11 protein-coding genes and 1 riboswitch are annotated in these 12,708 nt (G+C 65.1%); of the genes, 7 read left to right on the forward strand and 4 right to left on the reverse strand.

Going from position 1 to position 12,708, the window contains the following annotated elements:
* Positions 1-23: 23 nt before the first annotated feature.
* From ABIE56_RS16565 to ppa, 7 genes are all read left to right on the forward strand, one after another.
* Entirely contained in the window at positions 24-362 is a 339-nt protein-coding gene (locus ABIE56_RS16565; RefSeq protein ID WP_429244894.1) for a DNA-binding protein, read from the forward strand.
* Between the two features lie 15 nt (positions 363-377).
* Complete coding sequence (locus ABIE56_RS16570; protein WP_429244895.1) at positions 378-1,664, forward strand: amidohydrolase family protein; 1,287 nt, start codon at positions 378-380, stop codon at positions 1,662-1,664.
* A gap of 137 nt (positions 1,665-1,801) precedes the next feature.
* Positions 1,802-2,236: an RcnB family protein gene (locus ABIE56_RS16575; protein WP_429244896.1), complete on the forward strand. Its 435-nt coding sequence runs from the start codon at positions 1,802-1,804 to the stop codon at positions 2,234-2,236.
* Between the two features lie 15 nt (positions 2,237-2,251).
* Entirely contained in the window at positions 2,252-2,635 is a 384-nt protein-coding gene (locus tag ABIE56_RS16580; protein ID WP_429244897.1) for an RcnB family protein, read from the forward strand.
* 221 nt (positions 2,636-2,856) lie between these two features.
* Complete coding sequence (locus tag ABIE56_RS16585) at positions 2,857-4,905, forward strand: sodium-translocating pyrophosphatase (RefSeq protein ID WP_429244898.1); 2,049 nt, start codon at positions 2,857-2,859, stop codon at positions 4,903-4,905.
* Positions 4,906-5,255: 350 nt separating this feature from the next.
* Positions 5,256-7,334 (forward strand): prolyl oligopeptidase family serine peptidase, encoded by a 2,079-nt coding sequence (locus tag ABIE56_RS16590; RefSeq protein WP_429244987.1) that lies wholly within the window; start codon positions 5,256-5,258, stop codon positions 7,332-7,334.
* A 121-nt stretch (positions 7,335-7,455) separates the two neighbouring features.
* Positions 7,456-7,989, forward strand: coding sequence for an inorganic diphosphatase (gene ppa / locus ABIE56_RS16595; RefSeq protein ID WP_429244899.1), 534 nt, complete (start codon positions 7,456-7,458; stop codon positions 7,987-7,989).
* 150 nt (positions 7,990-8,139) lie between these two features.
* Here the strand turns inward: ppa and ABIE56_RS16600 are convergent, their stop codons facing one another.
* The 4 genes from ABIE56_RS16600 to ABIE56_RS16615 all read right to left on the reverse strand — a co-directional run bounded on the left by ABIE56_RS16600 (position 8,140) and on the right by ABIE56_RS16615 (position 12,611).
* Positions 8,140-9,162, reverse strand: a complete 1,023-nt coding sequence (locus ABIE56_RS16600) for a DUF2333 family protein (RefSeq protein ID WP_429244900.1) — start codon at positions 9,160-9,162, stop codon at positions 8,140-8,142.
* Positions 9,163-9,205: 43 nt separating this feature from the next.
* Positions 9,206-9,778, reverse strand: coding sequence for a ferritin-like domain-containing protein (locus ABIE56_RS16605; RefSeq protein WP_429244901.1), 573 nt, complete (start codon positions 9,776-9,778; stop codon positions 9,206-9,208).
* Between the two features lie 127 nt (positions 9,779-9,905).
* Positions 9,906-11,750: a phosphomethylpyrimidine synthase ThiC gene (gene thiC, locus ABIE56_RS16610; RefSeq protein WP_429244902.1), complete on the reverse strand. Its 1,845-nt coding sequence runs from the start codon at positions 11,748-11,750 to the stop codon at positions 9,906-9,908.
* A gap of 70 nt (positions 11,751-11,820) precedes the next feature.
* Positions 11,821-11,920, reverse strand: a riboswitch (TPP riboswitch).
* A 34-nt stretch (positions 11,921-11,954) separates the two neighbouring features.
* Positions 11,955-12,611, reverse strand: a complete 657-nt coding sequence (locus tag ABIE56_RS16615) for a TetR/AcrR family transcriptional regulator (protein ID WP_247429907.1) — start codon at positions 12,609-12,611, stop codon at positions 11,955-11,957.
* Positions 12,612-12,708 lie beyond the last annotated feature (97 nt).

The raw sequence follows: 12,708 nt of genomic DNA on the forward strand, positions 1-12,708 counted from the left end.
TATTCCGCTGTATCGATCACCCCATGACCACGATGAACGCCGATCCTCGCCAACGCATCATCACGCGCATCCGCCAGGAGCCCGCCTTCGCCATGTCCCTGGTGGGGGAGTCGGTTGAGTTGCTCGCCGACGGCCATGCAGAGGAAGCGGGCTCGATTCTCCGGACGTTGGCGAATGCCGTAGGATTCAAAAATCTGGCACGCGCTACCGGCACTCATGCGAAGACGCTTCATCGTCAGCTGAGCCCGTCGGGAAATCCGACCATGAACGCCCTATCCCACATTTTGCGTGGCCTCACCCTACAGATCGCGAAGCGGCCCATGCGCATGAGCGTGAGCTTCGTCGACGCCGAAATCGCCTGACCCGGAATAGAACGCATGGACCTCATCATTCGCAACGCCGCCTTGCCTGATGGACGCAGGGACATCGATATCGGCATCAAGGACGGGCGCTTCGCGGCGATCCAGCCAGCGCTCCCAGCGAAAGGCGTGGAAGAAATCGATGCGCAGGGCCGTCTGGTCGCGCCGCCCTTCGTCGATGCGCATTTCCATATGGATGCCACGCTGTCGCTGGGCCTGCCGCGGCTCAACGCCTCGGGCACGTTGCTCGAAGGCATTGCGTTGTGGGGCGAGCTGAAGCCTGACCTGACGATCGATGCGCTGGTGAAGCGCGCGCTCGCCTATTGCGACATGGCGGTGGCGCAGGGCCTGCTTGCGATCCGCAGCCATGTCGATATCTGCGATGACCGCCTGCTGGCGACGGAAGCGCTGCTCGAGGTGAAGCGCAAGGTCGCGCCCTACCTGCATCTGGAACTGGTGGCGTTCCCGCAGGATGGCCTGCTGCGCGCGAAGACGGCGAAGGCCAACCTGGTGCGCGCGCTGGACATGGGTGTGGACGTGGTCGGCGGCATCCCGCATTTCGAGCGGACGATGGCCGATGGCGCGGAATCCATCCGCTGGCTGTGCGAGCTGGCGGCGGAGCGCGGCTTGCGCGTGGATATGCACTGCGATGAGTCCGACGACCCGTGGTCGCGGCATATCGAGACGCTGGCGGCCGAGACCGTACGTACGGGCCTGCAGGATCGGGTCACCGGTTCGCATCTGACCTCCATGCACTCGATGGACAACTACTACGTGTCCAAGCTGCTGCCGCTCATCGCGGAAGCCGGCGTACACGCGATCGCCAACCCGCTGATCAACATCACCCTGCAGGGCCGCCACGACACGTACCCGAAGCGTCGCGGCATGACCCGCGTGCCCGAGCTGCTCGCCGCTGGCGTCAATGTCGCCTTCGGCCACGATTGCGTGATGGACCCCTGGTACGGGATGGGCTCGGGCGACATGCTCGAGGTGGCGCACATGGGCCTGCATGTGGCGCAGATGACCTCGACCGCCGGCGTCGCGCACTGCTTCGATGCGGTGACGACCAACGCCGCGCGCGTGCTCGGCCTGGAGGGTTACGGCATTGCGCCGGGCAACCGTGCCGACTGCGTGCTGCTGCAGGCAGGCGATGCCTACGAGGCGATCCGGCTGAAGGCGAATCGCCTGCTGGTGGTTCGCGGTGGAAAAATTCTTGCCCGCTCACCTGAACGGCGCACCGAGCTGTTCCTTCCGGAAAGCCCGTCAAATCTGACACTTGAGTTTCGGCCTGGCTCGCTTTACTGAACGCGCGGGTTCAATAGCTGTCGCGTTACTTAATACTTTCGCGGATCTTTCAAAACCAAGCTCTTCCGTTCAGGTTTCCATTCCTAGGATGCGAATCGTCGGTCCCCTTCCTGCGGATCGTCACTGAGAGAGCCGTGATGAAAATGATGCTGCGCACCGCCCTCGCCGCCCTGGCGCTTGCTGCTACGACGGCAGCGGCTGCCGCTCCGGCCCCGGACCACGATCATGACCGCGACCGCCGCGGCCACGATGATCGCGGCCGTGGTGACTGGCACCACGACAACGGCTGGCACGGCCACCGCCCGCCCCCGCCGCCGCCGCGTTACTACGGCCACGGCTACTACCACGGCGGCCCTGGCTACTATCACCGCCCGCCGCCGCCCCCGCCGCCGCGCTATTACGGCCACTGGGAGCGCGGGCACCGCTACTACGGCCGCAACGTGGTCGTGTATGACTACGGCAGCTACCGCCTGCGCCAGCCGCCGCGCGGCTACCACTGGGTCCGTGAGAACAACGATTTCCTGCTGGTCGCCGTCGCGACTGGCGTGATCCTCGACATTGCCACCCGCTAAGCCGGAGAGACACTTATGAAGATGATTGGCAAACTTGCGTTCTGCCTCGTGGCCGCCGGCTCGATCGCCCCCGCCTTCGCGTGGGATCCGCCGCCCCCGCCGCACCATGACGATCGCGACCATCACGATGACCGCGACCACCACGACGACCATGGCCGCGACTGGCATGACGACCGCGGTGACCACCGCGGGCCGCCGCCGCAGCGCTATGCGCATCACGACTGGCAGCGCGGCCACCGTTACGACGGCCGCGTCGTTGTCGTGGACGACTGGCGCACCCGCCGCCTGCGCGAGCCGCCGCGTGGTTACCACTGGGTGCGCGATGACGACGATGGCCAGTTCCTGCTGGTGGCCGTCGCCACGGGCATCATCACGGACATCGTGCTGCAGAGCCACTAAGCACGTAGAAAACCTGTAGGAGCGGGGGGGGGGGGGGGGGGGGGCGGGGCCGGCCCCCCCCCCCCCCCCCCCCCCCCCCCCCCCCCCCCCCCCGCTCCTACAGGGGCCGGCACGCTCGGGGCCACATCACCCCTACCGCAGCGCACAACACGTTTCCCCGCCTCCCCTGCCTATACTCGGGGCGAGCCCTGCAAGGGCTCCCACAATTCGGGGAGGCTTCGATGCTGCAACAGTACGGTTTATGGATCGCGCTGGGATGTGCGGTCGTGGCGATTCTGTACGGCGCGTTTTCGGTCAGTTGGGTCCTGGCGCGTTCGCCGGGCAACGAACGAATGCAGGAAATCGCAGCCGCCATCCAGGAAGGCGCCCGTGCCTATCTCAACCGCCAGTACGCCACCATTGGCGTCGTCGGCATCGTGCTTTTCCTCGTTATCGGCATATTCCTCGATTGGGGTACGGCCATCGGCTTCGCGCTGGGGGCGCTCCTCTCGGGGGCCACGGGCTACATCGGCATGAACGTGTCGGTTCGTGCCAACGTTCGTACCGCAGAGGCCGCCCGGAGCGGCCTTTCTTCTGCCCTGGCGGTGGCGTTCCGCGGCGGCGCGGTCACCGGCATGCTGGTGGTGGGCCTGGGCCTGCTGGGTGTCGCCGGCTATTACGGCGTGCTCCTGCACATGGGCTACGAGCGTACGCACGCGCTGCACGCACTGGTCGGCTTCGCCTTCGGCTCTTCGCTCATATCGATCTTCGCCCGACTCGGCGGCGGCATCTTCACCAAGGGCGCCGATGTGGGCGCCGACCTGGTGGGCAAGGTGGAGGCCGGCATTCCCGAGGATGACCCGCGCAACCCGGCGGTGATCGCCGATAACGTGGGCGATAACGTCGGCGACTGCGCCGGCATGGCCGCGGACCTGTTCGAGACGTATGCCGTCACCCTGATCGCGACCATGTTGCTGGGTGGTGTGATGGCGACCGAAGTGGGTCCCTCCGGCGTGCTCTACCCGCTGGTGCTGGGCGGCGCTTCCATCGTGGCCTCGGTCATCGGCACGTTCTTCGTAAAAACCCGCGGCGGCAAGATCATGAATGCGCTGTACGCGGGCGTGTTCGTATCGGCCCTGCTCGCGGCCATCGCGTTCTGGCCGATCACGCAATCGCTGATGGCGGACTCCGCGTTCGGCGCCAATCGCCTGTTCGGCTGCGCGGTGATCGGCCTGGTGCTGACTGGCGCCATGGTGGTGATCACCGAGTACTACACCGCCACCGAGTACCGCCCGGTGCGCCATGTGGCGCAATCCTCGACCACGGGGCATGCGACCAACATCATCGCGGGCCTCGGTGTCTCGATGAAATCCACGGCACTGCCGGTGCTGGCGGTGTGCGCGGCGATCTGGGGCGCGTTCTCGCTCGCCGGGCTTTACGGCATCGCCATCGCCGCCACGGCCATGCTGAGCATGACCGGCATGGTGGTCGCGCTGGATGCGTACGGGCCCATCACCGATAACGCCGGCGGCATCGCTGAAATGGCCGAGCTGCCAGCCGAGGTGCGCGGGGTCACCGATCCGCTCGATGCGGTGGGCAACACCACCAAGGCCGTGACCAAGGGCTATGCCATCGGCTCGGCCGGCCTCGCCGCGCTGGTGCTGTTCGCCGACTACACCCACAACCTCAACCTGCACTTTGGCGGGGCGGATGTTCGCTTCGATCTCTCCAACCACTACGTGATCATTGGCCTGCTCATCGGCGGCCTGATCCCGTACCTGTTCGCCGCCATGGCGATGGAAGCGGTGGGCCGTGCGGCCGGCGCGGTGGTGGAAGAAGTCCGCCGGCAGTTCCGCGAAATCGCCGGGATCATGGAAGGCACGACCAAGCCGGATTATTCGCGCGCCGTGGATATGCTCACCCGCTCGGCTATCCGCGAAATGCTGGTGCCTTCGCTGCTGCCGGTACTGGTGCCGGTGGTGGTGATCTTCGGCTTCAAGTGGCTGGGCGGCCCCGAAGCGGGTGCGCAGGCGCTGGGTGGCGTGCTGATCGGCACCATCGTCACCGGCCTGTTCGTGGCCATTTCGATGACCACCGGCGGCGGCGCCTGGGATAACGCCAAGAAGTACATCGAGGATGGCAACTTCGGCGGCAAGGGCTCCGATGCGCACAAGGCGGCCGTCACCGGCGATACCGTGGGCGATCCGTACAAGGACACCGCCGGCCCCGCCGTGAACCCGCTGATCAAGATCATCAATATCGTGGCGCTGCTGCTTATTCCTCTGCTCTGAGGTGCAGCCCATCGCGCGCAAGCGCGCTCCTACACGAGCCTGCGCAGGCCTCGTGTAGGAGCGTGCTTGCACGCGAAACGCCCCCGATCACCCCGGACCGAAGCGGCATTTGTAGGAGCGCGCTTGCACGCGAAACGCCCCCGATCACCCCGGACCGAAGCGGCGTTTGTAGGAGCGTGCTTGCACGCGAAAAGCCAACGAAGCGTGGACGCGGGCGCCTATATGAAGGAAGTCATGGCCCGTAAGCCCACCCCGCTAGGGTAAGGTCCTCAGGTGATTTTTCGCCCAAGGACCACCCGCCCATGCACCGACGCTGGATTGCGCTGGCCATCGCCCTTACCTTCAGTGGCATGACCCAGGCACACGAACCGAACAAGACCCCCGCCGCCCCGGCCACCCAGGCCGCTGGCGATGACGAAAACCTCTGGCTCGACGACATCGACGGCGCGAAGCCGCTCGCATGGGTGAAGGACGAGAACGCGAAGACGGTGGCGACATACGCCTCATCGGACGAGTTCAAGACCCTCGATGCCCGCATCCTCGAGATGCTGGATTCCGACGCCAAGATCCCGATGGTCAACAAGATCGGCGATCACTTCTACAACCTGTGGCGCGACAAGCAGCACCCCAAGGGCATCTGGCGGCGCACGACCCTGGCCGAATACCGCAAGGAAAGCCCGGCGTGGGAAACCGTGATCGACGTGGATGCCCTCTCGGCCGCCGAGAAGGAAAACTGGGTGTGGCACGGCGTGCAGTGCCTGAAGCCGGATAACCGCCTCTGCCTGGTCTCGCTGTCGCGCGGCGGTGCCGATGCCGACGTCATCCGTGAGTACGATCTTTCCACCAAGCGCTTCGTGAAGGACGGCTTCAGCCTGCCCGAGGCGAAGAGCCAGGTGGCCTGGATCGACAAGGATCACCTGTTCGTCGCCACCGATTTCGGCCCGGGCAGCACCACCGATTCGAGCTACCCGCGCATCGTGAAGGAATGGAAGCGCGGTACGCCGCTGTCCTCCGCCACCACGGTGTACGAGGGCAAGAAGACGGATATGTCCATCTCGGCTTACCGCGACCTCACGCCGGGCTTCGAGCGCGAGTTCGTGATGCGCGCGCTGGAGTTCTACAGCAGCGAAACCTTCGTGCGCGGCACGGATGGCAAGCTCACCAAGGTCGATGTGCCCAACGATGCCGAGACCGACGTCGAGCGCGAGTGGCTGCTGATCGAGCCGCGTACCGACTGGAAGGTGGGCGGCAAGACCTACCCCTCCGGCTCCCTGCTGGCCACGAAGTTCGATGATTACATGGCGGGCAAGCGCGATATCACCGTGCTGTTCACGCCGGATGAGCACAGCTCGCTGGCCAGCCATTCGTGGACGAAGAACCACCTCATCCTGAACCTCATGCGCGATGTGGTCAGCGAGATCCAGGTGCTGACCCCGGCGACCAACGGCCCGTGGAAGAGCGAATCGCTGGGCGGTGCCCCGGCGCTCAGCACTATGGCCGCCAGCGGCATCGATGCGGACGAGGGCGATGATTACTTCCTCACCGTCTCCGGCTTCCTGCAGCCCACCACGCTTTACTACGGCGTGCTTGGCAAGGGTGGCCAGGACGCGCTGAAGCACACCCCGGCGTTCTTCGATGCCTCGAAATTCACCGTGAGCCAGCACTTCGCCACCTCGAAGGACGGCACCAAGGTGCCCTATTTCGAGATCGCGCCGAAGACCATGAAGGCCGACGGCACCAACCCCACCCTCGTGTACGGCTACGGCGGCTTCGAGATCTCGCTGCAGCCGGCCTACCTGGCAGGCCCGGGCCGCTCGTGGCTGGAGAAGGGTGGCGTCTACGTCATCGCCAATATCCGTGGCGGCGGCGAGTACGGCCCGCGCTGGCACCAGGCGGCGCTGAAGGCCAACCGCCCGCGTGCCTACGAGGATTTCGCAGCCGTTTCGCAGGACCTGATCGACCGCAAGATCACCACGCCGAAGCACATGGGCATGATGGGCGGCAGCAACGGCGGCTTGCTGGCCGGCAATATGCTGACCAAGTACCCGCAGCTGTACGGCGCGGTGGTGAGCCAAGTGGCCCTGCTGGACATGAAGCGCTACCCGCACATGTCGGCCGGCGCCTCGTGGATGGCCGAGTACGGCGACCCGGACAAGCCGGAGGAATGGAAGTACATCCAGACCTTCTCGCCGTACCACAACCTGCACAAGGGCACCCATTACCCGGCCGTGCTGTTCACCACCTCCACCCGCGATGACCGCGTGGGGCCGGTGCACGCCCGCAAGATGGCCGCCCGCATGCAGGCCATGGGCTTCGATGCCAGCTTCTACGAGAACATCGAGGGCGGCCACGGCGCCGCGGCGGATAACAAGCAGGCCGCCTTCATGAGCGCCCTGGCCTACACGTACCTCTGGGACCACCTGAAATAAGGCCCCGGCCCGGGGCCGTTCCGGGGGCTGAACGGCCCCGGACGGTCCCCGCGCCCCGTCCGCCCGCGTTCTTGTATCCTATTGGGCTGCTTCACTATCCCAACTGCATCAAGGAACGCCCATGGGCCTGCACCTCGTCCCCGCCGGCAAGAATGTGCCGGACGAAATCAACGTCATCATCGAAATCCCCAAGGACGCCGAGCCGGTCAAGTACGAAGTGGACAAGGACAGCGGCGCGATCTTCGTCGACCGCATCCTCTCCACCCCGATGCGCTACCCGTGCAACTACGGCTACGTGCCGGGCACCCTGGGTGGCGACGGCGACCCGCTGGACGCCCTGGTGATCCTGCCGCTGTCGCTCGTGCCGGGCTCGGTCATCCGCTGCTACCCGGTCGGCATGCTGAAGATGTCCGACGAAGCCGGCGCTGATGAAAAGCTGGTCGTGGTCCCGGTCGAGAAGGTGTTCGCCGGCTACGCCCACATCCGTGACATCAAGCAGGTGTCCGGCCACTGGCTGGAGCGCATCGGCCACTTCTTCGAGCACTACAAGGATCTGGAGAAGGGCAAGTGGGTGAAGGTGGAAGGCTGGGTCGGCGCCGAAGAGGCCAAGGCCGAGATCAACGCCGGCATCGAGCGCTACAAGGCGTCCAAATAAACAAGGCGATGTAGGAGCGTGCTTGCACGCGAAAAGCCAACAAAGCGGTGATGCGGCACGCCCGCCTATCCGTCTTCGCTAGCACCCATCGCGCGCAAGCGCGCTCCTACAGAAAGCAAGAGGCCCGCTGTGCGCAGCGGGCCTTTTCTTTTAGCCGCGGCCTAGCAGGCCGCGCAGGTCGATAATGGCCGCGTTGGCACGCGAGATGTAATTCGCCATCACCAGTGAGTGGTTGGCGAAGAAGCCGAACGGCGAGCCGTTGAGCACCACCGGGCTACCCAGCGATTTCTGCGACTCCTCGAGCTCGCGGATCACCTGCTGCAGGCTGGCATCGGCGTTCTTGCTGCGCAGGATCGGGCCGAAGTCGTGGCGGATGGCCTTGAGCTGTTCCAGCAACGTCCACGTATAGCCGCGCGCTTCGTAGAAGTTATCGTCGATCTTGTTCCAGGGCGTCTTGACGTAGACCGCCTTGGACGCACCGGCATTTCCGGCCACGTCCGCGTTGGGCGCCGCATCCACTTTCAACTGGCCGACGCTGGCGGAAAGGCGCTGCGACAAGGACCCTAGCCGTGCGGACACCGTTTGCAGGTAATCGGCGAGGTTATCGGCGCGCGCATAGAAATGCGCATTGCCATCTTCGGCATCGCTCAGGCGGCCGAGGTAATCACTGAGATCATCCACGGCTTTGCCGTATTGCGATTCCGAGCTGGGAAACAGCCAGCGATCGTTCGGGCTGTTGAGCAGCGGATCGGCCTCGCCGAGCGCCTTGTCCTCGGTGGACTGGGTTTGCGAGCGGCTGAAGTCGTTACGCAGCGCGCGGGCCAGGTCGCGCGAGGCGGTCAGCGAGCCAAATTCCCAGTTGGGAATGTTGTCCATGAACGCGCCGGGCGGGAACTTGTCGTTGCTGAGGTAGCCGCCCCGCTTGTCCATCAGCGTATCCACCGAGCGGATCAGCGTGTAGGTGGTGACCGCGCCGGTGCTCATGGGCCGGCCGATATCCTTCATGTGGGCGGTGGTGACCTGCACCGGATCGAACTGCGCCGGCTCCTTGTCCCACCACCACATAAAGAACAGCAAGAGCAGCACCAGCACCGCGACAGGCACGGCGATAAGCAGGCTGAGCGGGCGGCGCCTGCGGCGGGGCGCAGGCGATGGGGCGGCGGTCGCGTTCATGCTGATCCTTCTCCGGTGCGAGCGATGCCCCAAGCTTACCTAATCAGTGCTTCGAGGGTTTCGCCGGTTCGCCCTTCTTACCCAGGTTTTCCAGCAGCGTGGCCATGTCCTCGGCGTGTTCTTCTTCCTGCGCCAGGATGTCTTCCATGATCCGCCGGGTGGTCGGGTCGTCGTCGCCAATGTAATTCACGATCTCGCGGTAGCTATCGATGGCGATGCGCTCGGCCACCAGGTCTTCCTTGATCATGTCGACCAGGTCCACGCCTTCCACGTAATCGGCGTGGCTGCGTGAAAGCAGGCCTTCCGGGCTGAAATTGGGCGTACCGTCGAGCTGGGTAATGCGCTCGGCGATACGGTCCGCGTGCTCCTGCTCCTGGGTTGCGTGCTCCAGGAATTCGGCCTTCACGCTCTGCGAATGAATACCCGGTGCCATGTAGTAGTGGTACTTGTAGCGGAGCACGCAGACGATCTCGGTAGCCAGTGCTTCATTGAGCAGTTTGATCACCGTCTCGCGGTCGGCGCGGTAACCGGCGGTCACCGCGCCCTTATCGATATGCTCGCGGGCACGCTTACGGATGTTCTCAATATCGCTCACAAAGGGTTTCACGCTGGCCATTGCCTGTGCTCCATGGAAGGGGAGTTGGGTAGGGCCACGACGGTAGGGCGGGCGCCGAAAAAACGGGGTGAAGGCGGGTTAATGCGACGCATTAACCCATGTAGGAGCGCGCTCGCGCGCGATGCTCCTACGCCTTGCCGTAAACCTCACCGCCCTGGGCACGAAACTCCAGCGCCTTTGCATCCATGCCCGCGGCGTAGTCACGCACATCCTGGGTAATCTTCATCGAGCAGAATTTCGGGCCGCACATGGAGCAGAAGTGCGCGCTCTTGTGCGCATCCTTCGGCAAGGTCTCATCGTGCATGGAACGCGCCTTCTCCGGATCCAGGCCCAGGTTGAACTGGTCGTCCCAGCGGAACTCGAAACGCGCCTTCGACAGCGCGTTATCGCGCACCTGTGCACCCGGGTGCCCCTTGGCGAGATCGGCCGCGTGCGCGGCAATCTTGTAGGCAATGATGCCATCGCGCACATCCTGCCGGTCCGGCAGGCCAAGGTGTTCCTTCGGCGTGACATAGCAAAGCATGGCCGTGCCGAACCAGCCGATCATGGCGGCACCGATCGCACTGGTGATGTGGTCGTAGCCGGGCGCGATATCGGTGGTGAGTGGGCCCAGCGTGTAGAACGGGGCTTCATGGCATACGGCCAGCTGGCGGTCCATGTTCTCGCGGATCAAGTGCATCGGCACGTGGCCCGGGCCTTCCACCATGCACTGCACGTCGTGTTTCCAGGCCACTTTGGTGAGTTCGCCCAGCGTATCGAGTTCACCGAACTGCGCGGCATCGTTGGCATCCGCGATCGAACCCGGGCGCAGGCCATCGCCCAGGCTGAAGGACACATCGTAGGCCTGCATGATCTCGCAGATGTCCTCGAAGTGCGTGTAGAGGAAATTCTCGCGATGATGCGACAGGCACCACTTGGCCATGATGGAGCCACCGCGCGAGACGATGCCGGTGACGCGGCCGGCGGTCAGCGGCACGTAGCGCAGCAACACACCCGCATGGATGGTGAAGTAATCCACGCCCTGCTCCGCCTGCTCAACGAGCGTGTCGCGGAAGATTTCCCAGGTCAGGTCCTCGGCCACCCCACCCACCTTCTCGAGGGCCTGGTAGATCGGCACGGTGCCGACGGGCACGGGCGCATTGCGCAGGATCCACTCGCGGGTCTCGTGGATGTGCTTGCCGGTGGACAGATCCATGATCGTGTCGGCGCCCCAGCGGATCGCCCACACCAGCTTTTCCACTTCCTCGGCGATGCCGGAGCTCACGGCGCTGTTGCCGATGTTGGCGTTGATCTTGGTGAGGAAGTGCCGGCCAATGATCATCGGCTCGGCTTCGGGGTGGTTGATGTTGGCGGGGATGATGGCGCGGCCGCGGGCCACTTCGTCGCGGACGAACGCCGGCGTGATGGCGGCGGGCAGGCGGGCGCCGAAGGCTTCGCCCGGGTGCTGGGTGCGCAGGCCACTGGTCGCGGCAAGGGCTTCCAGCCGCTGGTTTTCACGCAGGGCGATGAACTCCATTTCCGGCGTGACGATGCCGCGCCGGGCGTAGTGCATCTGGGTGACATTGGCCCCGCGCACGGCCCGCAGGGGTGCTCGCTGGGCAGGAAACCGGATCGCGTCGAGACGGGCATCGCCGGCCCGCGAGCGGCCAAAGGTGGATGAGAGGCCATCCAGCCGGCTCACATCGCCGCGCCCGGCGATCCAGTTGGCGCGCAGCGGCGGCAGCCCGGCGGCCAGATCCACGGTGTAGCCGGGGTCCGTATAGGGGCCTGAGGTGTCGTACACGACGATAGGCGGGTTGTCCTCGCCACCGAACAGGGTGGGCGTGGCGGCCTGGGTGATCTCGCGCATGGGCACGCGCAGATCGGGACGGCTGCCGGTCACATGGACCTTGCGCGATCCCGGGAGGGGGGCGGTAACGGAGGCGGACAGCTCGCGGGCGGCGCGGGCGAGGTCTTCGGAGATGGCATTCATCGGCTTCTCGACTCAGGTTGAGGGAGAAGCGGACGCGCCGCCACGGGGCACCGGCGCGCATACGCGCACGGCGACCGTGGACAAAGCTTCCTACGCCGGTACTGACCGGATCAGGTTCAAAGGGACTCTCTCAGCCTGCGCACTATGCGCCGGCACCCCCGCTTCGGGGCTGATTCAAGCACGAAGCGGGGAGGAACGCGAGGCTTAACCGCGCGGCGCGTAGGCGCGCATGAACATCTCGACCGCGGCGAGGGCGTTGTTCTTCACCTCTTCGGCGAACTGAACGGCGCAATCCTCGCAGCCAAACAGGCGGCGGATGAGCAGATCGCCCTTGAGCAGGGCCAGGAACTGGGTGGTGGCGCGGCTGACATCGGGGATCTCGAGCTGGCCGCGCTCGGCGGCATCGCCCAGCAGGCGGCTCATCAGCTTGTGCATGCGCACCGGGCCCTCTTCCCATACCAGGCGGCCAAAGCGGGGGTTACCGCCCGACTGGCAATCGGAAAGGATGGCGCGGAAGGTGCCCACGGATTCCGTGTTGGTTTCCATGGCCGCGTGGCGGCTGGCGATATTGGTCAGCGTGGCGCGAATATCGGCGCCGGCGCTGAAATCGAACAGGTCATCGGGCAGGCGTTCCTGCACGTGGGCGCGGATGACCTCGCGGAAGAGGTTGTCCTTGTCGCCAAAATGGCTGTAGACGGTGAGCTTGGACACACCGGCCGAAGCCGCGACGGCATCCATGCTGGTACCGGCGAAACCGCCCTGGGTGAAGAGCGCCTTGGCGGCATCGAGGATGGCCGCGCGCTTCTCCATGTCTTTCGGACGCCCCGGGCCCTGGGTCTTCATTTTCGGGCTGGCGTTCATGGCTGCACCTTCACAAACAAAAGTTATGACTTTATTATACGCGGCGGTTCAGTTATTTCCAGCATGGCGCGTATCTTTTTGTCGCGACAGCAAGTGG

Source organism: Luteibacter sp. 621, from assembly GCF_050435445.1.
In the GTDB taxonomy this organism is placed as follows: domain Bacteria; phylum Pseudomonadota; class Gammaproteobacteria; order Xanthomonadales; family Rhodanobacteraceae; genus Luteibacter.